The organism is Dyadobacter sp. AC419 (assembly GCF_979253085.1).
In genome coordinates this window covers 403,320-424,311 of the sequence record NZ_CEEDCD010000017.1, presented here as the reverse complement: position 1 = coordinate 424,311, position 20,992 = coordinate 403,320, and the positions used below count along the sequence as shown (strand labels likewise).

At 44.7% G+C, this 20,992-nt stretch carries 25 protein-coding genes and 2 pseudogenes; 24 read left to right on the top strand and 3 right to left on the bottom strand.

What is annotated here, in order from left to right:
- Nucleotides 1-178 precede the first annotated feature (178 nt).
- The 6 genes and pseudogenes from AC0IYG_RS12295 to AC0IYG_RS12270 all read left to right on the top strand — a co-directional run.
- Nucleotides 179-634, top strand: coding sequence for a hypothetical protein (locus AC0IYG_RS12295; RefSeq protein ID WP_471711353.1), 456 nt, complete (start codon nucleotides 179-181; stop codon nucleotides 632-634).
- A complete protein-coding gene (locus tag AC0IYG_RS12290; protein ID WP_471711352.1) occupies nucleotides 609-848 on the top strand; it encodes a DUF5723 family protein in 240 nt (79 codons plus the stop codon). Before AC0IYG_RS12295 ends, AC0IYG_RS12290 begins: the two co-directional genes overlap by 26 nt.
- Before the next feature lie 119 nt (nucleotides 849-967).
- Nucleotides 968-1,219 (top strand): DUF5723 family protein, encoded by a 252-nt coding sequence (locus AC0IYG_RS12285; protein ID WP_471711371.1) that lies wholly within the window; start codon nucleotides 968-970, stop codon nucleotides 1,217-1,219.
- Nucleotides 1,220-1,248: 29 nt separating this feature from the next.
- Nucleotides 1,249-1,734, top strand: coding sequence for a DUF5723 family protein (locus AC0IYG_RS12280; RefSeq protein ID WP_471711351.1), 486 nt, complete (start codon nucleotides 1,249-1,251; stop codon nucleotides 1,732-1,734).
- Nucleotides 1,735-1,806: 72 nt separating this feature from the next.
- Complete coding sequence (gene msrB / locus AC0IYG_RS12275) at nucleotides 1,807-2,199, top strand: peptide-methionine (R)-S-oxide reductase MsrB (protein WP_471711350.1); 393 nt, start codon at nucleotides 1,807-1,809, stop codon at nucleotides 2,197-2,199.
- 82 nt (nucleotides 2,200-2,281) lie between these two features.
- Nucleotides 2,282-4,420, top strand: a pseudogene (locus AC0IYG_RS12270) (transglycosylase domain-containing protein); the annotation flags it as partial.
- Nucleotides 4,421-4,909: 489 nt separating this feature from the next.
- On the opposite strand, the gene AC0IYG_RS12265 reads toward AC0IYG_RS12270, so the two are convergent.
- A complete protein-coding gene (locus AC0IYG_RS12265; protein ID WP_471711349.1) occupies nucleotides 4,910-6,676 on the bottom strand; it encodes an ABC transporter ATP-binding protein in 1,767 nt (588 codons plus the stop codon).
- Nucleotides 6,677-6,851: 175 nt separating this feature from the next.
- On the opposite strand from AC0IYG_RS12265, the gene AC0IYG_RS12260 reads away from it, so the two are divergent.
- The 14 genes and pseudogenes from AC0IYG_RS12260 to AC0IYG_RS12195 all read left to right on the top strand — a co-directional run bounded on the left by AC0IYG_RS12260 (nucleotide 6,852) and on the right by AC0IYG_RS12195 (nucleotide 18,688).
- Entirely contained in the window at nucleotides 6,852-7,775 is a 924-nt protein-coding gene (locus AC0IYG_RS12260; protein WP_471711348.1) for a helix-turn-helix domain-containing protein, read from the top strand.
- Nucleotides 7,776-7,867: 92 nt separating this feature from the next.
- Nucleotides 7,868-9,250 (top strand): glycosyl hydrolase, encoded by a 1,383-nt coding sequence (locus AC0IYG_RS12255; RefSeq protein ID WP_471711347.1) that lies wholly within the window; start codon nucleotides 7,868-7,870, stop codon nucleotides 9,248-9,250.
- Nucleotides 9,247-10,080, top strand: coding sequence for a sugar phosphate isomerase/epimerase family protein (locus tag AC0IYG_RS12250; RefSeq protein ID WP_471711346.1), 834 nt, complete (start codon nucleotides 9,247-9,249; stop codon nucleotides 10,078-10,080). Before AC0IYG_RS12255 ends, AC0IYG_RS12250 begins: the two co-directional genes overlap by 4 nt.
- Nucleotides 10,081-10,089: 9 nt before the next feature.
- Complete coding sequence (locus AC0IYG_RS12245) at nucleotides 10,090-11,235, top strand: Gfo/Idh/MocA family protein (protein ID WP_471711345.1); 1,146 nt, start codon at nucleotides 10,090-10,092, stop codon at nucleotides 11,233-11,235.
- A complete protein-coding gene (locus AC0IYG_RS12240) occupies nucleotides 11,232-12,002 on the top strand; it encodes a 3-ketoacyl-ACP reductase (protein ID WP_471711344.1) in 771 nt (256 codons plus the stop codon). The genes AC0IYG_RS12245 and AC0IYG_RS12240 overlap by 4 nt, the downstream gene beginning before the upstream one ends.
- A gap of 23 nt (nucleotides 12,003-12,025) precedes the next feature.
- Nucleotides 12,026-13,268 (top strand): annotated as a pseudogene (locus AC0IYG_RS12235) (MFS transporter).
- 285 nt (nucleotides 13,269-13,553) lie between these two features.
- A complete protein-coding gene (locus tag AC0IYG_RS12230; RefSeq protein ID WP_471711343.1) occupies nucleotides 13,554-13,934 on the top strand; it encodes a DUF3244 domain-containing protein in 381 nt (126 codons plus the stop codon).
- A 104-nt stretch (nucleotides 13,935-14,038) separates the two neighbouring features.
- Nucleotides 14,039-14,287 carry a DUF6364 family protein gene (locus AC0IYG_RS12225; RefSeq protein ID WP_471711342.1) on the top strand — a complete coding sequence of 83 codons (249 nt, stop codon included), beginning with the start codon at nucleotides 14,039-14,041 and terminating at the stop codon, nucleotides 14,285-14,287.
- 2 nt (nucleotides 14,288-14,289) lie between these two features.
- The gene (locus AC0IYG_RS12220; RefSeq protein ID WP_471711341.1) at nucleotides 14,290-14,694 is read left to right on the top strand and encodes a type II toxin-antitoxin system VapC family toxin; all 405 of its coding nucleotides are present in this window, start codon (nucleotides 14,290-14,292) and stop codon (nucleotides 14,692-14,694) included.
- Nucleotides 14,695-14,755: 61 nt separating this feature from the next.
- Nucleotides 14,756-15,871 (top strand): Gfo/Idh/MocA family protein, encoded by a 1,116-nt coding sequence (locus tag AC0IYG_RS12215; RefSeq protein ID WP_471711340.1) that lies wholly within the window; start codon nucleotides 14,756-14,758, stop codon nucleotides 15,869-15,871.
- An 11-nt stretch (nucleotides 15,872-15,882) separates the two neighbouring features.
- Nucleotides 15,883-16,995 (top strand): Gfo/Idh/MocA family protein, encoded by a 1,113-nt coding sequence (locus tag AC0IYG_RS12210; RefSeq protein ID WP_471711339.1) that lies wholly within the window; start codon nucleotides 15,883-15,885, stop codon nucleotides 16,993-16,995.
- 24 nt (nucleotides 16,996-17,019) lie between these two features.
- Nucleotides 17,020-18,015, top strand: coding sequence for a glycosyl hydrolase family 18 protein (locus AC0IYG_RS12205; RefSeq protein WP_471711338.1), 996 nt, complete (start codon nucleotides 17,020-17,022; stop codon nucleotides 18,013-18,015).
- A 195-nt stretch (nucleotides 18,016-18,210) separates the two neighbouring features.
- Nucleotides 18,211-18,405 (top strand): type II toxin-antitoxin system RelE/ParE family toxin, encoded by a 195-nt coding sequence (locus AC0IYG_RS12200; protein WP_471711370.1) that lies wholly within the window; start codon nucleotides 18,211-18,213, stop codon nucleotides 18,403-18,405.
- Nucleotides 18,392-18,688 (top strand): helix-turn-helix domain-containing protein, encoded by a 297-nt coding sequence (locus tag AC0IYG_RS12195; RefSeq protein ID WP_471711337.1) that lies wholly within the window; start codon nucleotides 18,392-18,394, stop codon nucleotides 18,686-18,688. The genes AC0IYG_RS12200 and AC0IYG_RS12195 overlap by 14 nt, the downstream gene beginning before the upstream one ends.
- A gap of 33 nt (nucleotides 18,689-18,721) precedes the next feature.
- On the opposite strand, the gene AC0IYG_RS12190 is transcribed toward AC0IYG_RS12195, so the two are convergent.
- Together AC0IYG_RS12190 and AC0IYG_RS12185 are read right to left on the bottom strand one after the other, a co-directional pair.
- The gene (locus tag AC0IYG_RS12190; protein ID WP_471711336.1) at nucleotides 18,722-18,946 is read right to left on the bottom strand and encodes a helix-turn-helix transcriptional regulator; all 225 of its coding nucleotides are present in this window, start codon (nucleotides 18,944-18,946) and stop codon (nucleotides 18,722-18,724) included.
- Nucleotides 18,943-19,161, bottom strand: coding sequence for a helix-turn-helix domain-containing protein (locus AC0IYG_RS12185; protein ID WP_471711335.1), 219 nt, complete (start codon nucleotides 19,159-19,161; stop codon nucleotides 18,943-18,945). Before AC0IYG_RS12185 ends, AC0IYG_RS12190 begins: the two co-directional genes overlap by 4 nt.
- Nucleotides 19,162-19,311: 150 nt before the next feature.
- On the opposite strand from AC0IYG_RS12185, the gene AC0IYG_RS12180 reads away from it, so the two are divergent.
- From AC0IYG_RS12180 to AC0IYG_RS12165, 4 genes are all read left to right on the top strand, one after another.
- A complete protein-coding gene (locus AC0IYG_RS12180; protein WP_471711334.1) occupies nucleotides 19,312-19,548 on the top strand; it encodes a SymE family type I addiction module toxin in 237 nt (78 codons plus the stop codon).
- 113 nt (nucleotides 19,549-19,661) lie between these two features.
- Nucleotides 19,662-20,207, top strand: a complete 546-nt coding sequence (locus AC0IYG_RS12175) for a DUF6934 family protein (RefSeq protein ID WP_471711333.1) — start codon at nucleotides 19,662-19,664, stop codon at nucleotides 20,205-20,207.
- A gap of 380 nt (nucleotides 20,208-20,587) precedes the next feature.
- Nucleotides 20,588-20,764, top strand: a complete 177-nt coding sequence (locus AC0IYG_RS12170) for an SDR family NAD(P)-dependent oxidoreductase (RefSeq protein ID WP_471711332.1) — start codon at nucleotides 20,588-20,590, stop codon at nucleotides 20,762-20,764.
- Complete coding sequence (locus AC0IYG_RS12165) at nucleotides 20,757-20,954, top strand: SDR family NAD(P)-dependent oxidoreductase (RefSeq protein WP_471711331.1); 198 nt, start codon at nucleotides 20,757-20,759, stop codon at nucleotides 20,952-20,954. The genes AC0IYG_RS12170 and AC0IYG_RS12165 overlap by 8 nt, the downstream gene beginning before the upstream one ends.
- Nucleotides 20,955-20,992: the final 38 nt, after the last annotated feature.

The window sequence follows — 20,992 nt, the reverse complement described above, 5'->3', positions numbered from 1 at the left end:
TGTAACCTACTCGTTCGGTTGTGCCGAACCGATATTAACCGAGCCTCTCATTGTCCGTTCTCTAGTTTTCGCATTTATCGTGAAACGCTTTCGCGTTTTTCGTGCGCCGCTTCATCCGTGCAGTTAAGCTTTTCTTTGCACACGGATTGGCACCCCGCATCAACGTCTTCACCAACTTATGTTTAAATACAGACTACTTGTAATTGCACTGTTTTTCGGGCTTTCCAGGACGGCAATGTCCCAGCATTTACCAGGTGTCGCGATGAGTAACTTTGCAGGAACCAATGCACTTTACCACAACCCAGCATTTGTAGCAGACAGCCGATACAGCTTTTATGTAAATGTGGTCGGAGCCCAGTTTTACACTGCCAACAACCATGTCAAATACGAAGCTCCCTACTCCTTTTTAAGCCTGCTTACTAACACGGTAAACGATAAATATAGGAACGAAAGAGGCGTTCTTCAATTCCCGCGCTCCTATCTGAGCGAAAAGCTGAACGGGAACGAAAAATATCTAAATGCAGGAGGCGATTTCCGGTTACCGTCTGTAATGTTCAATTTATTTAAAGGGAAAATTGGCGTTGGAATTGCAAACACGGGCGCGTTACATGCTGAATACATCCGGTGTAACTGAACCTTTGGCTCGCTTGATCAGCAAGACTACACAATTAGAAGAGTTGCAGGGACCGGTTTTTGAAAATCAGTCGGGCAAATTGCATTTGAACGGTTTTGGAGAGGTTGCTTTTACAGTGGGCGGAACCGTTTTTGATAACGAAACGGACTTTCTCAAAGTGGGTGTTACAGTTAAAAGACTGATCGGACTTTATAATGCACATGCCATCATCTGACGCGTCTTCCTACGCAATTAAACCGGATGAAACCTGGGAAAACATAGCGCCAATATCTTGAGCGTGGAAGAAATCAATGTGAAATATGGCATAACCCGCGATGAAGGTTTTACCAAAACATTAAACCCTCGCCTGCTTGGCTTATCGGCGGCGCGCCTCCCGGAAGCGGCTGGGGCTTCGACGTCGGGGCTGTTTACGAATATCGCCCGGATGTGCACAAATACACTTACACCGAAAAAGGCGAGCGCAAGCGCGACGCTTCCAAAAACAAATATCTCTATCGTGTTGCAGTGTCGCTGACCGACATAGGACGGGTTCATTTCAAAAATCCGGCGTATGTGTTACAGCAGGAAATCCACAGCACCGAATAAGGAATTGCGTTACGACTACGTTCCAAAAATTGGAAGGTTCGGAAGGAATTTTTAATGCGATAAACAGCTCACTGGACGGTGGAGCGCCGCTTGCCCCTAATTTCAAATCTGTTTTGCCCGCAGCATTTCAGGCGAGCGTTGACTATAATGTAAAACCGAATGTTTATGTAAGCGGGTTATCGGTGCAAAATCTGGTTCCGCGAAGCGCATTTGGCATGAAAGCCGAATCAGTCGTTTCTGTTACACCGCGTTACGAACACAAATGGTATGAAATATCGGTTCCGCTTACATTAATGAACCGTTATCGTTCCCCGGCAATCGGATTGGCAGGACGTGCGGGACCGCTTTGGATCGGGACGGATCATTTGACAGGACTACTGAACATTGGCAACCCGAAAGCGTTTAATTTGTATTTTGGCATATCGGCAGGACTATTCCGCAGACCACCTGAATCGCAAAATAAATGCTGGCCACCCGAAGATTCGTGGATAAGACGCATTTTCACTAAACGATAAAAGCAGCGACTGCGTTTATAAATGATATGGTACGATTATCTTATTGCTGCCATGATCTAAAACCAAATTGAAATGAGAGAAGTAGAAAAAACCAAAGAAGAATGGCAGAAAGAGCTTACCGGGCAACAGTGCTTTGTACTCTTCGAAAAAGGAACAGAACGGCCTTTTTCTCACCCATATAACGACAATAAAGAAAAAGGAACCTATGTTTGCGCTGCCTGCGGCACACCATTATTCAGCTCCGAAACGAAATATGATTCAGGGTCAGGATGGCCAAGTTTCTTTCAACCCATTTCATCGGGCAATGTGGAAGAAATCGTTGACCGGGGCCATGGAATGATCCGGACGGAAGTGGTTTGCAGAACTTGCGGCGGACACTTAGGACACGTTTTTAATGACGGGCCCAAGCCAACCGGGCTTAGATATTGTATGAATGGCGCTGCGTTAAAATTCGACAAAGCCTGATCAATTAATTCATAAAAAGCCGGACTAACTTAGAAATGTCCGGCTTTTCTTATCTTTGAATTCTTACGAACCTTAACGTTTGATGGAAGTTATCAGATCGTTCTTTAATAAAATCCGCGCATTGTTTCAATCCATTGGAACACAGCTTTCAACATTCATCAACCGCATTGCATACACGCTAACTTCATTAGTTATTGGTAAGAAACGGGCAGATGCATATTTCCTTTCTTACCGGACCAGGAAAAGGTCGATACGCGATTGGTGGCATTCCACGGTCGATGTTAATGCGCCTTATTACAAGCCTGTCGTTACAATCTGGAAAACTTTCGTTTACGGATTTTTAGCTTTTGGGATTTACATTTTTTGCGTTGAAACCAACTTCCTGTGGTTAATGGGAAGCATGCCGAGTGTGGAAGACCTGCAAAATCCGAAAGTCGCGCAATCGTCTGAAATCTACACTTCCGATGGCGTCATGATCGGCAAGTTTTATACAGAGAACAGAACGCCGGTTACAGCTAAAATGATCTCTCCAAACCTCGTAAAGGCACTTATTGCAACAGAAGACGTGCGCTTTTACAAGCATTCGGGAATCGATTACAAAGCCATGGCGAGCGTGGCGGTTGGCATTATAACCGGCGCAACGGATCGTGGAGGTGGCAGTACGATCACCCAACAATTGGCAAAAAAACTCTTCAAAACCAGAAAAACCGGCGCGAGAGGCGTGCTAGGCTATGTTCCGGGTTTTGGAACATTGATTTATAAAACAAAAGAGTGGCTGACGGCTATTAAGCTGGAAAGGAATTTTACCAAAGAAGAAATCCTGACCATGTATTTCAACACGGTGGATTATGGTAACAACACTTACGGGATCAACACGGCAGCACAATCCTATTTCAGCAAATCGCCTGATAGTCTGAACATTCAGGAATCAGCGGTTTTGGTTGGTTTGCAAAAAGCCACCACGACCTATAACCCGATCCGTAACATGAAGCGCTCGCTGGAAAGGCGCAATGTGGTGATCAATCAAATGGAAAAATATGGCTACATATCGGCCAAAGAAGCGGATTCTATTAGTGCTCTGCCTATTGAATTGAAAACCAAGTTTGAAACGCCTTACGACGGCAACGCCAATTATTTCAAAAACGCAGTTGTTGATTTTGTCAGAAAATGGGGCGAAGAAAATGGTTATGATCTTTATACAGATGGTTTGAAAATTTACACAACCATTGACTCCCGCATGCAGCAGGCTGCCAGGATTGTTATGACGCAGAAGATGAAGCAATTACAGCGCGTTTTCGAAGATCACTGGCGGAACCAGAATCCGTGGCGTGACGAGCAGGGACAAGAAATTACCGACTTCCTGGATAATGTTGTAAAACGGACCAGCAAATACAAATCACTCGCAGCCAAATTCCCTAATCAGCCGGATAGTATCAAATATTATCTCAACAAGAAGGACACGATGACCGTGTACGATTGGAAGAACAGCGGCGAAATGAAGAAATACTGGAGTTCGATGGATTCGCTGGATTATTACAAACGTGTTTTACGGGCGGGGATGATGGCGATGCATCCGCAATCCGGGCAGATTAAGGCCTGGGTAGGCGGTTTGGACTATAATTATTTCAAATATGACGCAGTAAAACAAGGCAAAAGACAGCCGGGATCAACATTCAAGCCGTTTGTTTACACCACTGCGATCGACGATTCCACGTTCAATATGTCGCCTTGCGACCAGATCGTGGATAAGCCTTTTGAAAAAATATATATGGAAGACGGCGAGCAAAAGGAATGGAAGCCCAGAAACGCAACCGGCTCATTCTCATATGCCAGCATGACTTTGCGTCGCGCGCTGGCACAATCCATTAACTCGGTTACAGCTGAACTTACAGACCGCGTTGGTCCTGGAAATGTGGCTCGTTATGCGAAGAAAATGGGCATAACCACGCCATTAAAGGCACTTCCATCTATTGGACTTGGGCCATTTGATGTTTCGCTTTATGATATGGTGGCGGCATATGGCGTGTTTGTGAATAATGGCACATATACAAAGCCGATTTTGGTAACAAAAATCGAAGATAGCAACGGCAAAGTGATCGAAGAATTCCAGCCGGAACACCGTCAGGCCATCAGCGAAGAATCGGCTTTTTTAATGGTTCAAATGTTGAGAGGCGGCGTGGAAGAGCCGGGTGGAACATCAGGAAGCCTGCGCTGGAAATTCGATGTTACGAAAAACGGCAACGAACTGGGCGGCAAAACAGGAACAACATCCAATAACTCTGACGGCTGGTTTATGTGCATTACGCGCGATCTGGTTGTAGGCGCATGGGTTGGAGGCGACGACAGAAGCATTCACTTCCGGTCAACGGATTTGGGTGAAGGAGCCAAAACCGCATTGCCGATCGTCGGAAGCTTTTTAGAGAAAATTTACAGGGATAAATCGCTGGCGCTTGAACCCGGCCCTTTCCCGAAACCATCATTTAAAGTTTCTAAAAACTACAATTGCCCAACACAATGGGCTCCGGCATCAAGCGATTCGCTCGGCATTGACGGCGATAGCACGCCTGCGAAAAGGAATGACGAAGACGATTTCTTAATAGGCCCGCCGCCGATCCCCACTGGACACTGGAGGCAGGAATTAAGTATAAAAAAAGCCTTTCCCGATTTAAATTTGGAAAGGCTTTTTTGTTGTCACTTAGTTTGCGATCAACTAGATCTTCAAAACTTCTTTATACTGCATTCGGTAAAGGTTTGCGTAAAAGCCCTCTTTTTCAAGCAATTGCTCGTGATTTCCCTCCTCAACAATCTCTCCTTTATCGACAACGATAATTTTATCTGCTTCCTGAATTGTTGAAAGCCTGTGCGCAATCACAACGGCGGTGCGGCCTTTCATCAGTTTCTCGATCGCTTTCTGAATCAATTCCTCAGTTTCGCTGTCCACAGAAGAAGTGGCTTCGTCCAGCACGATAATCTCAGGCTCATGCACCATCGCGCGCACAAATGAAATGAGCTGGCGCTGCCCCACGGATAACGTCGCACCCCTTTCCATTACATTATAAGTGTAACCGCCGGGAAGCCTTTCAATAAATTCATGCACGCCAACGAGCTTGGCAGCTTCGACAATTTTTTCATGCGTAATGCTGCTGTCACCGAGCCTAATGTTGTTTTCAATGGTGTCAGAAAACAGAAATACGTCTTGCAAAACTACACCAATGTGCTTACGAAGCGCATTCAGGTCATAATCGTGCACTTCCACATCATCCACATAAATGTTGCCTTTGTTAATGTCGTAAAAACGGGTTAGCAAGTTGATAATGGAAGATTTTCCAGCGCCTGTTGCACCCACAAATGCAATGGTCTGACCGCTTTCAACAGAGAAATTAATGTTTTTCAAAACATATTCTTCTTCATTATAAGCAAACCAAACGTCTTTAAATTTCACATTTCCCTTGATCGATTCCGGTGAAAATGTGCCATTGTTGGATGTATACTCGTCGCTATCAAGCACTTTCAAAACCCTGTCCGTGCTCACAATGCCCATTTGCAATGTGTTGAACCGATCTGCTAATTGTCTGATTGGCCTGAAAAACAAGTTGATGAACATAACAAATGCAGTAACGGTCCCGAATGTAACTTCTGCATTCAGAATTTGCTTTGAGCCATACCAGACAACAAGTCCCGTTCCCGCAGCAGCGATCACGTCCGCAACCGGAAAATAGATGGAATAGTAAAGAATAGACCGGATGTTGGCATCGCGGTGCACTTTATTGATCTCTGTGAATTTTTTGTATTCAATGTCTTCACTGCTGAAAATCTGCACAATGCCCATTCCCGTCAAATGCTCCTGAACAAAAGAGTTGAGATTGGAGACCGCAGCGCGCACTTCATTAAAGGAATCTTTGATTTTTTCCTTAAAAACATAAGTGCAAAACAACATTAAAGGAATGGTGGACAAGCTGATAACCGACAGTTTCCAGTCCGTGTAAAACATCACTGCAATGATCAGCACGAGTTGTAAAATATCACCTGCAATGGCAGCCATTCCATCACTGAAAACATTAGAAAGCGTTTCGACATCCGAAATGGTGCGGGTTACAAGCCTGCCAATTGGCGTGTTATCGAAGAATTTGAGCCGCAGTCCGATGATCTTTTCGTAAAGCTGAACCCTTATGTCGCGAATAATATATTGCCCAAGCCAGCCCGACATATATGTATTCCAAAATTGCGCAAGCCCTTGAAAAATCGTTACGACCACCATAATGATGATCATCACTGTCAGTTGTGAATAATCGCCATTCGCAATGGGCGTATCAATGGTATATTTGATTAAAAGAGGCGTCAGTGGCGCAAGCAGGGCATTTAGTAAGATAATTGCGATCAGCAGAAAAAACTGCTTTTCATATGGCCGAACGAACGCATATAACCGTCTTAATGTAGGAAGATCGAATATCTGGCCGCTTTTGGTTTCTTGATTCACCTGTTGAAATTGAATTGGATAATTTGTTGCAGACTGTGTTACTGACCAACAATGTAAAAGTAGAAAATGTCACCCGTGATATTAAATATTCTGCCAATTGTGGCTTTTTACTCTGGTAGTTTTCTGGTTTTAGCCGCTTTTCCAAAGGTTAATGCATTTGAAAAAAACATCATTCATGGCTTTTGTCTCCGATGCAATCCCTGTCCATTCGCTGCCGAAAACGCCTAATCAGGTTCCTGCATTAAAGATTTATCGTTTCAAAAACAGCAATGGCGTGCAACGAGAATCGCCTGTCTCATTGCCGATTACGCCGCTTCCCACGGACGCGCCGCACCGACATACTTATTATGAAATTCTGTTTATTGAAGAAGGAGTCGGATTCCACGAAATTGATTTTCATTCCTACAACATTCAAGGCGCGGGATTACATTTTCTGACTCCCGGACAAGTGCATTTGCTTACATTCTCGACCTCATTCCAAGGTTACATTGTTGCCTTTTCAGAAGATTTTTACACATTCTATAATCCTGTAAATCCGTCCCTTTCGCAGCTTCCGTTTTTTCAGCCTGCACGAAGACAACCCATTATTACGCTTTCTGAAACTGAAAAGCGCTATTTCCACAACATCATGGAAAACATGGTTTCTGATCATTTAAATGCAGAAACGGATCAGACTATGATTGGAAAATATTTGGGCTTAATGCTTCAAAAATGTGCTTTTCTGGCTCCAAGTCACATTGAATCTGCCGAATCAGCTTTGCAGACTGTTCCCGAGCTCGTCGGACGCTTTCAGGAATTGGTTGAAAAGAATTTCAGGCAAATGCATGAAGTTCAGCAGTATGCGCAGGCACTTTCTGTGTCGCCGGATTATTTGAGTAAGATCATTAAGAAATATCTCGGGACGCCTTCACAGGAATACATTCTGGATAAACTGCTTTTGGAAGCCAAGCGCCTGCTCGTTTTTACGAATCTGAGCAGCAAGGAAATAGGTTACCACATTCACATGGACGACCCTTCTTATTTCAGCCGGATCTTCAAAAAGAAAACAGGACTCACCCCAAATGAGTATCGGGACCATGTTCGGAAAAGTACCATTTAATACCCAAAATGTACCTTGCACCCAGCTAGGCGCGCAGATATCTTTGTATTATCCAAAAATAAAATGGCTAAATAATACTATCGATATCCACTATGCAGATTCGCAACGATATTACTGCCGCATCGCTTCAACCGAAAATTGACAGGCTCTGGGCGCTTTCCGCCGAAAAAATCAATCTCATTTCAAGGGAATACGACAACTCCAAAGGAACACCGGTTTTCACCGTGAATGGAAAATACACCTTGCGCGGCTGGACAGAATGGACGCAGGGTTTTCAGTTTGGTGCCGAAGTTTTGCAATTCGACGCAACAGGAGAAACGGAATTTCTGAATAGTGCCAAAAACAATACTGTGAACAGCATGGCGTCGCATGTGGGCCACTTCGGCGTGCACGACCATGGTTTTAACAATGTCAGCACTTACGGAAATCTTTTGCGCCTGATGAATGAAGGCCGGATTGAGGAAAATGAATGGGAGCGCAACTTTTACGAGATCGCGCTGAAAATCTCGGGAGCAGTTCAGGCGAAAAGATGGACTAACACCAAAGACGGTCAGGGCTTTATACATTCATTCAATGGTCCGCATTCCTTATTTGTGGACACAATCCGTTCGGTGCGTGCGCTGATGGTTTCGCATTTGCTCGGCCACAGCTTAATGGGTGAAAATGATGTAAAAACCAGCTTGCTGGAACGCGGAACATTGCACTCGATCGCAACTGCCAAATATGCCGTTTACTACGGGGAAGGTCGTGACAGTTACGACATTTGGGGCCGCACGGCGCATGAAAGTGTATTTAACACTAATGATGGCAATTATCGCTGCCCCAATTCCCAGCAAGGCTTCTCGGGTTTCACAACCTGGACACGCGGACTGGCCTGGGCTATGGCCGGCTTTGCAGAACAACTTGAATCACTATCCGCATTCTCAGACGAAGAACTCGCACCTTTGGGAGGCAGGGCAGAAATTGAAAAAATATATTTAAAAGGCGCCAAAGCAACCTGCGATTTTTACATTGATAACACGGCATCAGACGGAATCCCTTATTGGGACACCGGCGCGCCGCAACTTCACAAATTAGGCGATTACACATCCAGAACTTCGGATCCTTACAACGAATTTGAACCGATAGACAGCTCCGCAGCAGCCATAGGCGCACAAGGTTTACTTCGTTTGGGAAAATATTTGAATGATAAAGGAGAAACGGATCAAGGCAATAAATACTGGCAGGCAGGCTTAACCGCATTGGATTCGCTGTTTGCAGAGCCTTATTTATCGACTGATCCGACGCATCAGGGATTGATCCTGCATTCCATTTATCACCGTCCGAATGGCTGGGACAACATTCCTGCGGGACAAAAAATCCCTTGCGGAGAGTCCAGCATGTGGGGCGATTACCATGCCCGGGAAGTGGCGCTTTATGTGGACCGCATCAACAAGGGTTTGCCTTATTACAATTATTTAGGCGCTGTAAAATGAGCAACATTCAGGATATAACATTAGACCGCTGCTGCATCCACACCATTACTACGAAGCCATGGGAGCTTTCGGAGGCGGTGGAAAATTACGCCGCGGCAGGTGTAAAAGGAATAAGTGTCTGGCAGAATGCAACTGAACGGATCGGCCCTCACCGTGCCGGAGAGCTGATCCGATCTGCTGGGCTAGAAATCGTCTCTTACGTTCGTGGCGGATTTTTCCCGCATACGAGCAGCGCGGGACGTGCGCAGGCCATTGATCACAACCGGAAGTTACTCGAAGAAGCCGCAGCTTTGGGTGCTCCCATGATCGTGTTGGTTTGCGGCGCATCGCCCGATCAGTCGATGGAAAAGTCCAGGGAACAGATTAAGGAAGGCATTGCCGCCATTTTACCATTGGCCGAAAAACTGAAAGTGAAGCTGGCCATTGAGCCGTTGCATCCGATGTATGCTGCTGATCGATCGGCGATTAACACATTGGCGCAGGCGAATGATATGGCTGAATATTTCAATTCGCCGTTCGTTGGCGTGGCGGTGGATGTGTATCATTTGTGGTGGGATGGTGATCTCGAAAAAGAAATTGCCCGCTGCGGAGCAAATGGCAATCTGCTTGCTTATCACGTTTGCGACTGGAAAGTCAACACCATTGACATGCTGAATGACCGCGGGTTAATGGGTGAAGGATGCATTGATCTAAAAAAGATCCGCGGATGGGTTGAAGCGACTGGTTTTAATGGTTTTTGTGAAGTTGAGATTTTCTCAAACATTCATTGGGCCAAGGATCAACATTTGTTTTTAGGAGAAATTACAGAGGCATTTTTGAAAACTGTTTAAATAAAAAACATGACTACACATAACATTGGCATTATCATGAACGGCGTGACGGGCCGTATGGGCACGAATCAGCATTTGTTGCGCTCTATAAAAGCTATTATCGAACAGGGAGGCGTGAAAATTTCGGCCGACGAAGTGATTATGCCTGATCCGATTTTGGTTGGACGTAACGAAAGCAAGCTGCAATCGCTTTGCAAACAGTCCGGAATTGCCAAATACACAACCGACCTGGATTCGGTCATGTCCGATCCGCAATATCAGATCTATTTCGATGCGCAAGTTACTGGTCGACGTGCGGCTGCGGTTAAGAAGGCAATTCTGGCTGGAAAGCACATTTATTGTGAAAAACCAACGGGCACAACGACTGAGGAAGCACTTGAATTATATGAGCTGGCAACGGCAGCCGGTTTGAAAAACGGCGTTGTTCAGGACAAGCTCTGGTTGCCCGGCATGCTGAAATTGAAGCGCTTGATGGAAAATGGTTTTTTTGGAAAGATCCTTTCTGTGCGTGGAGAGTTCGGTTACTGGGTTTTTGAAGGCCATAGTATTCCGGCGCAGCGTCCTTCCTGGAATTACCGGAAAGAAGACGACGGCGGCATTATCGTGGATATGCTTTGTCATTGGAGATATGTTTTGGATAATCTTTTTGGTAAGGTAAAAGCTGTTTCCTGCCTCGGCGCCACGCACATTCCAGAGCGTATTGATGAAAATGGCAATCCTTACAAAGCAACAGCCGACGATGCTTGTTATGCCACATTCGAGCTGGAAGGCGATGTAATTGCTCAATTCAACTCTTCATGGACCGTCCGCGTCCGCCGCGACGATCTGTTAACATTGCAGGTCGACGGAACGCACGGTTCGGCAGTTGCGGGCTTGCGCGACTGCTACACGCAACATTACGGAAACACGCCAAAACCAGTCTGGAATCCGGATATTCCACAACCCATTCCATTTTTTGAAGGCTGGTCAAAAGTGCCTGAGCAAGAGATTTTTGACAATGCATTCAAAGCGCAATGGGAGCTATTTCTGAAACACATTGTAAAAGACACGCCATTCCCTTGGGATTTGAAAGCGGGTGCGCGCGGGGTTCAGCTGGCAGAAAAGGGCATTGAAAGCTGGGAAAAACGTCAGTGGGTTAACATTGAGGAACTATGAAAAACACCGCACTCATCACCGGCGGAAGTCGTGGAATCGGTTTTGGAATAGCGAAAGCGCTTGCTAATGAAGGCTATAACCTGGCAATTAACGGCGTACGCGACGAAGCAGGCGCAGCCGAAGCTCTTAACGAATTACGAAATCTGGGCGCGGAAGTGGTTTATTGCCAGGGAAACATTGCCAATGCCGCTGATCGTGAGGCGATTGTTGAGAAAGCGTATTCTGTTTTTGGGCAAATCAATATTTTGGTAAATAATGCTGGAATAGCGCCTCGCGAACGACTGGACATTCTTGAAACAACGACGGAAAACTTTCAGGAAGTCATGCAAACCAACCTGGAAGGGCCATTTTTCCTAACCCAAGCGATTGCAAAAAGAATGGCGCACGCTAAGCAGAATAACCATGCATTTGAAGCGACGATCATTTTCGTAACGTCCATTTCGGCAACGGTTGCTTCTATTAATCGTGGTGAATATTGCATTTCAAAGTCAGGTCTGGCAATGACCAATCTGCTTTTTGCCGTTCGTATGGCTGAATTCAACATTCCGGTTTTCGAAATCCGCCCAGGCATTATTGCCACGGATATGACTTCCAAAGTGCAGGAAAAATATGATAACCTGTTCCAAAGCGGCATCGCATTACAACCACGCTGGGACACCCCGGACGACGTTGGAAAAGCCGTCGCATCGTTAACAAGAGGTGATTTCCCCTATTCCACCGGTCAGGTAATCGGCGTGGATGGCGGAATGTTGATTGATAGATTGTAGCTTTTAAAGTAAACCAAACCATCATGTCTGAACTTCCTAACCCTCGCCCTACTCTACTTTCCCAACTCATGCAAGTGCCGGTTATTGTGGCTGCATTGGGCTATTTGGTCGATATGTATGACCTGTTTTTGTTCAGCGTAGTGCGCGTGCCGAGTTTGAAAGCATTGAATGTGCCGACTGACCAGTTACTGACCGAAGGCATCAGGCTGCTGAATTTTCAAATGGCTGGAATGCTCATAGGCGGTGTTTTATGGGGCATAATTGCAGACAAAAAGGGTCGGTTATCCGTGCTTTTCGGCTCCATTATCATGTATTCATTGGCCAACATTGGCAACGGATTTGTTACTTCCCTTGATCAATATGCATTGCTGCGTTTTATTGCCGGCGTCGGACTGGCCGGTGAGCTGGGTGCTGGAATTACGTTGGTAACCGAGGTTTTACCCAAAGAAATACGCGGTTACGGAACTACATTGGTTGCTACATTAGGCGTCTTGGGTGCTATCCTGGCCTATTTTGTGGCTGACTTGTTTGCCTGGCGGATTTCCTATTTCGTTGGTGGCGGAATGGGACTGCTTCTGCTGATTTTGAGATTTAACGTATTCGAATCAGGCATGTTCAAGCAGGTGAAGGAAAAAACGGTGGACCGGGGAAATGTGATGATGATCCTGACCAATGGTAAGCGTTTTGGCAAATATATGATGGCAATTCTGGTTGGTCTGCCGATCTGGTTTGTAGTTGGAATTCTGATCACGTTTTCACCGGAATTTGGCGCAGCAAAAGGCATTGAGGGAATTAATGCTGGAAAGGCGGTTATGCTGGCATTTTCAGGACAGGTTTTTGGTGATATTTTCAGTGGGTTATTAAGTCAGTATCTCAAAAAGCAGGAAGCGCGTCATTGGCCTGTTTATCATCCTGTCGTTGATCATGATGATCAGTTACCTGATGATTCCAACGCTCGATTTGTTTACATTCTATTTAATGTGTGCATTGCTTGGTTTTTGCAACGGTTACTGGACATTATTTATCACCATCGCAGCCGAACTTTTCGGAACCAACTTGCGGGCAACCGTCGCCACCACAGTTCCGAATTTTGTCCGGGGCGCGACCATTCCACTTGCAGCGTTGTTTGTAAACTTCAAACCAGACCTCGGCGTGATCCAAAGCGCGTTGCTCATTGGCGTTGCCACTTCCATGGTTGCGTTGCTTGCCCTCTATTATTTGGAAGAAACTTTTACGAAGGATATGAATTTTGTTGAGAAGGAATAGTTCGTCACAAATATCGGTAATAACTCAAAACGGCTCCTGCATTGCAGCGAGCCGTTTTTTTTAACACTTATTAACATATCAAGAAGCAACATTCCGGGTGCTTAGCCCATCATTGAGCCAAACATCACCAACCATTTAATTACTCATGACAGATATCAACCATTCATTCACCTAAAATTTCCACTCCTGTACTTTGTTATGCATAGTACCATGCTTTACCCCACCTTTGTAATGTCATCAAGGACAAAAGAAAATAAAAACAACAGCCATAAACATAAATTAGCCATGAAAACTTCAATCAAAACTTTCGCATTAGCATTCGCATTTATCGCTTCTTCTTTCGCTGCTAACGCAGAAGATAAAGAAACTAAGAAATCAGCATCATTAGGAACCGGAATTTATCCAACCAAAACAGGCAAGATCAATGTGTTGGTCAACAAAGCCGACAACGACGCGAACACGGTGATCTTACTTAAAAATGAAGCTGGTAATGTGATTTACCGCGAAACTGTCAGCAAAGACAACCAAAAATTCGGTCGCACATTGAACATGGACCAAATGGATGCGGGTAAATACGAACTGGACGTCATCAGCGGCAAAGAAATTCAGTCCAAATCCTTCGAACTATCGGAACAAAAAACTGAACGCACATTGACCGTCAAATAATTAAGCGTAAACCTTGAATCACAAAGCCTCCGGAAATCCGGGGGCTTTTTTTGTTTTGTACGTACAAATATTTAAATTTAGACGTGCACTCGATATAACTCATTATGGATACCAAGCTTACGTTGCGACTCGATACAAATACGATTGAAAAGGCAAAAAGTTACGCGAAGGAAAAGAAGGTTAGCCTTTCACAGCTGATCGAAAATTATCTAAATTTTGTGACCACCGCAGGTGATAAATCTGAGGAAGTCACTCCATTTGTTAAAAGTCTTTCAGGAATAATAACGATTCCCGAGGACTTTGATGAAAAAGCAGATTACAAAAAACACATACTAAATAAATACTCAAAATAGCAGTGGAAAAAGTCTTCGTCGACACAGATGTATGCATCGATTTGCTATCTGGCAGGAAACCATTCAATATTTTCGCCGAACGTCTGTTCTCATTAGCGGAAAAACGTCAAATTGAAATTTGCATTTCAGCGCTTTCGATATCCAATATCCATTATGTCCTGCACGCGCAGTATCGCGCCCAAGAACCTACGCTCCTTATCGCACAATTCAGAACACTGGTTACCATTTTAGCTGTAAATGAGAAAATTATTGATCGGGCCATCGTGTCATTATTTACAGATTTTGAAGATGCCATCCAATACAATACAGCGATTGAAAATAATATAAGAATCCTGATCACCAGAAATATCAAAGACTACAAGCAGGCAATCATACAAGTTGTCACTCCTGAGGCATATCTGGTATAACATAAGGAGATAAACGCTTTTCTTAACTTTCTCAGTTGTTCCAACACCTTAACAACTGCCTATGAATTCCCGTCGTGATTTTATACAAACGCTTTCACTCGGAATCGGAGCGGCCACGCTCACTGACCTCACGCCTGCGATATCAGCGCCTTTTTCAACCGACGCCCCGAGTACCGACAAACAACTCCGCGTCGCATTAATGGGTCTCGGCGGATATGCGAACATTGTGGCTCGCGGAATGAAAGAATGTAAAACCGCGAAACTGGTGGGAATCGTGACAGGCACGCCGTCCAAAATCCCGGAGTGGAAACAGAAATATGGGATTGAGGACAAGAATGTGTACAACTACGAAAATCTGCACGAGATCAAGAATAATCCGGATATTGACATTGTGTATGTAATTACGCCTAATTCACTGCATCACAAGCATGTATTGCAAGTTGCGGCAGCCGGAAAGCATGTGATTTGTGAAAAACCCGTCGCGGATAATGCAAAGCAAGCCAGGGAAATGATCGCGGCTTGCGAGAAGGCGAAAGCTAAATTCTACATTGGTTACCGTCTTCATTTTGAGCCACACACCAAAGAACTGATCAGAATGCGGGAAGCCGGGGAATTTGGCAAGATCATGCACGTCAATAACTATGCTGGTTTCCAGATCGGCGATCCGACGCAGTGGAGATTGAAAAAGAACTTGGCTGGTGGCGGCGCAGTGATGGACGTTGGGGTTTATTCTACAAATGGAGCGCGTTACTGCACTGGCGAAGAGCCGGTTTGGGTTACGGCGCAGGAATCTAAAACCGATCCCGTCAAATTTAAAGATGTGGATGAAACCGTTACATTTCAATTAGGCTTTCCGAGCGGCATTATCGCCAACTGCGGCTGCACTTATAATTTCAATCATGTAGAAATGCTGCGCCTGATGGGCGAAAAAGGCTGGGCGGACATGAACCCGGCATTTGGCTACGGCCCCATTCGCGGAACTACACACAAAGGCGCAATCGACCAGCCTGACGTAAATCACCAGGCTTACCAATTAGACGGAATCGCCGACGCAATCCTGAATGGAAAACCAGATCCCAACGTAACTGGCGCAGAAGGTTTGAAGGATATGCTCGTCATTGATGCCATTTATGAATCGCTTCGCAAAAACGGCGCAAAAGTTTTTATCAATAAATAACACTCATTACTATGGATTCTCGTCGAGATTTTCTTCAAAAACTGACATTAGGAATTGGCGCCACGGCCCTCTCCGACCTTCCGGCTGCCGCCCGCGAGCTTTACTCCGGCCCAAAAGCGGATAAACAATTACGCGTCGCCATTATGGGACTTGGCAGTTACGGAACCCGCGTGGCAGACGCGATGAAAGATTGCAAAATGGCAACATTGGTTGGCGCTGTTTCCGGCACGCCCGCCAAATTGGAAGACTGGAAAAAGAAATACAACATTCCCGAAAAGAACACTTACAACTACGAGACTGTCAGCAAGATCAAGGACAATCCGGACATTGACTTGGTATACATCACCACGCCTAACTCATTGCATTACAAGCACGTTTTGCAAATCGCCGCAGCTGGAAAACATGTGCTTTGCGAAAAACCGGTTGCTGACAATGCCAAACAAACCCGTGAAATGATCGCCGCTTGTGAGAAGGCCGGAGTGAAGTTTTACATTGGTTACCGCATGCATTTTGAGCCGCACACCCGCGAACTGATCCGTATGCGGGAGGCGGGCGAGTTGGGCAAAATCATGCATGTGAACAATTATATGGGTTTCAAATCCGGCGATCCCAATCAGTGGAGACTCAAAAAAGCATTGGCTGGCGGCGGAGCGATGATGGACGTAGGCATTTATGCATTAAACGGAGCGCGCTATGCAACCGGCGAAGAGCCGATTTGGGTAACGGCGCAGGAAACCAAAACTGATCCGGTGAAATTCAAGGAAGTGGACGAAACGATCATGTTCCAGCTCGGCTTCCCGAGCGGTGTGGTCGCAAGTTGCGGCACAACTTACAATTTCAACAACTACGAAAGACTGTATGTGATCGGCGAAAAAGGTTTCGTGGAACTCAGCCCCGCATTCAGCTACGGCCCGATCAAAGGCCGGACACACAATGGCCCAATGAACCAGCCCGTGGTAACGCACCAAACCCTGCAAATGGACGGAATCGCCGACATTATCCTCAACAACAAGCCCGATCCGAATGTAAGTGGCGCCGAAGGATTGAAGGATATGATTGTAGTCGACGCGGTTTACGAATCCATTCGCAAAGGCGGCGCAAAGATTATGTTGGCAGGAAAATAAAAATTAATTAAGTAACGCATCACCATGATCGTCCCGAAGTTGTTCAAACAAAGCATCTCCGCCGTCATGGTGATGCTTGCATTAAGTACAAGTTGCAGTAAGAAAGGTGTCACCGTTTCTAAAAACACGGAAACAGATAATCGCTTTAAAGTGATAGGTTATCTGCACAACCGGACGGATTTGGTGGCCGCAGCCAATCAGGTGGATTTCGTGAAAATAACGCATTTGTATATTGCATTCATCAATCCGGACTCGCTTGGTAATCTCACCGGAACTGAAAATCTTAAAGAAGTCGCCGCACTGGCGCATTCCAAAAATGTGAAAATCATGGCTTCCATCGGCGGAGGCGGCGCTCCGAAATACTATCCTTCGTTTTTGACCGGGGAAAAGAAAACAAAGCTGATCAATGACCTCGTAAATCTTGCAGTCAACAACAATCTCGACGGCATCGACGTAGACCTTGAAGGCGACCTGATCGACACGAACTACGAAAACTTTGTAATCGACCTCGCAAGTGCATTAAAGGGAAAAAGCAAGCTCATCACAGCCGCCATAGCCACCGTTTACAAAAGCCAGTTCACCGATAAAGCCTTAGCGCAGTTCGATTTCGTCAACATCATGTCCTACGACCGCACCGGCCCATGGCGCCCCGACAAACCCGGCCCGCACGCTCCCTACTCTATGGCCGAAGAAGATCTCCAATACTGGCTTGAAACCCGCAAAATGCCCAGAAAAAAACTAACCCTCGGCGTCCCGTTCTACGGCTACGGCTTCGGAGGAACTGCTCCGGAAAGTATGTCCTACAAAAACATTCTCCGCCAATATCCCGATTCTGTTAATCAGGATCAGATGCATTTGAATGGTGGGATAGTATATTATAATGGATTGCCGACTATCCGGAAAAAGGCTGAATTGGCTAAACAGAAGGTTGGTGGGGTGATGATTTGGCAATTGATGCAGGATTCGACTGGGGTAAAATCGTTGTTGGGGGAGATTGATGGCGTGGTCAAGGGAAGGTGATTTTTGCCGAATGTTATATTTTAAGTTAACTTTACACAACACACTATTCAATGGAACAAGTACGGGAACTCGTATTTTACAAAACCTATTTTGACAGTTTCTATCAACAGCAAACCTTAAAAGTAAGAGATAAAATCGACCACGTAATTTATCTTTTAATGCATATTGATAGAATGCCAGAAAAATTTCTGAAACATATCGAAGGGCAAAAAAGGTCTTTACGAACTACGGATCGAGGTTGGAAGTAATATTTTTCGGATTTTCTGCTGCTTTGATAAAGGTAAGGTCGTCGTTCTTTTCAACGGTTTCCAAAAGAAAAGCCAGAAGACACCCTCGGAAGAAATACAACTTGCCGTTAGGTTAATGAAAGAATATTTTGAAAGAAAATGACATGAACGAGAACCTGCATATAACTTCAGCGGAGGAACATTTCACCCGTTACCACGGCGCACCTGGAACAAAAGAGCGAGTGGAATTTGAATTGAAAGCGAAAGCATTCATGATTGGAGAAATCATAAAAGAAGAAAGGAAACTAGCGAGACTGACACAGGAGCAGCTTGCAAATAAAATAGGGGCAAAAAAAAGCTTTATTTCAAGAATTGAAAACGGTCATACAGACATTCAGCTCTCGACTCTTTACCGAATTCTAGAAATTGGTTTGGGAAAAAACTAGAATTATCGGTACATTAAGGTGGACAATCTTCACTCACTGATCAACCAACCGTATCAATTCCTCCAATCGAACCCCCAGCGCCAAAGCGATTTCGTACAGCGAATAAAGTGAAGGCGAAACCTTCCCATTCTCAATTCTTTCAATAGATTGCCTATCTTTTTCACAAGCTCGGGCAAGATCGGATTGACTCCAACCCTTTTCTGTTCGGAGTTGAATTATCCTCTTTCCTACGAGTTTTTGAAGTTCAATTTTATTCAAGATTTAGGAAGCTCAACATCTTTGAAAACTGCTTTAAGCAAATCACAGGGATCGACATCCATAGCGAGCGCAATTAGGTAAAGCTCCTTAGCCCTCAAATGAGAACCTTCTTTCAAAGTCAATTCGCTAAGCCTTGAAGCGCTAATTCCAGTTTTACGTGAAATCTCCGCCTTATTGATAGATTTTCTTCCCAGATATAGACCTAATTCTGTCATTATATTCCCGCTTTTCAGGATATAAATTTAGAATAGGCAATGATCTATATAGAATTTCTGCATACTGCTTTGTAATTTCGACAGTATATCAGTAGCTTTATATAGAAAAACAATATGAATGTATCGAAAACCTAACTTAAAACTTTCAATATGCGCAAGCCACGCCTTCTGAAAATCTATTCTAAATTTCAACAAACTTCACAGTGGAACTCAAAGTTCGTCCCGGAAATCAAACTTTGTGGCGAGTGGTTGAAAAATTTAGGCTTTGATTATGGCGACCACATTGTGGTTCGTTTCCAAGATGATAGGTTGATTATTGAACCTGTCGCAGAGTTAAGGAAAAGTCCGCAGTTGGAAATTTGGGAAGATTTGGCCGAAAGTCATTAAGATCATAACAACCCTAAACCGATTGATAAATGCCACAAACCGATGGATAAACCAATTAGCAGCTCTTGGTTTCGGCTTTTTACATTTCGCCATTTCAATCCAGACCCTTGTGAATGGCAAATTTATCCGACTCGTACAATGTTGAAGGAATCAAACTATCTGCTGGCTATAAATTTATCTTTTCAAGCAACGGTCACAAAGTCATTGTTAAGACGGTTCAGTACACCTACATTCAACAGTTCGAGGATAGGAACGTTTATAATCTGGGTTTTGGAGATTATGATCCGGCATCGTTGTATGTTACCGATCAAACGACATCGAATAATGGAGATGCCTACAAAGTTTTCCGCACGGTTCTATCCACCGTCCCCACTTTTTTTGAGAATTTTCCTAACGCGATAATTTCTGTGCAGGGCAGCGATAGTGATCCAAAGTTTGCTGAAAATTGCAGAAAGTCTTGTTCAAAGCGTTGCATGAGCAGTTGCAGAAAGGCTCATCAAAGAATAGCGCTTTACCGTAAGTATGTTGAGAGAAATTTTGAAGAACTGAGCTTGTACTATTGGTTTTTAGGAGGATTCATTAAATTAGGTCAGAACATTGTAACTGAGCTTTTTATCCCCGGTCGTATGTACGATGCCATTCTTTTATTCAAGAAATAATTTTTAACTTTAATATATGGAAACCAAAGAAAGACAACTTCGAGAAATTCCAACCGACCCGGAAGAGCAGGCCGAGTTCTTAAAGACAAATTTTGAGGGAAATTGGCGACCGAGACCTGTTTCCGGAACAAACTGCTCGTGCCCGGAAGTTTTTCCAAGGGCTGGGAAAAAGTCAGCAACGGTTGATTCCGTAAACTTAGGTGTCTAGTTTGGCACCTTGTTTTTTTGGGTGTGCCACGGATTCACGAATGTTACACGAATGGATTTGTGGGAATGCTGAACATGCTGTGAGCTTCTCAACAAACCAACTTTGAGCTTTTCAACAAAGCTGCACCTCCCGTTCCTGCCGACCTTTGTCTTAGTTAAAACACAAAAAAACGATGACAAAGATTTGGTTTATTACTGGCAGCTCCCGCGGATTGGGAAAAAGCCTTACGGAAGCGGTGTTAAAAAATGGCGATAAAGTTGCCGCCACAGCACGCAATACACAACAATTAGACGAGTTCGTTCAGCAGTTCCCCGATCAGATTCTCCCTATCCAGCTTGTATGTGACTAATAAGCAACAGATTTATAAAGCTGTGGCTGATGCGGTGCAGCATTTTGGTAAAATTGATGTGCTTGTGAATAATACTGGTTTTGGAGATTATGATCCGGCATCCTTGTATGTTACCGATCAAACTACATCGAATAATGGAAATGCATACAAAGTTTCCACACGGTTCTATCCACCGTCCCAATATTTTTAGACTATTCCTCTAATGCAATATATCAGTTTATGGGAGCG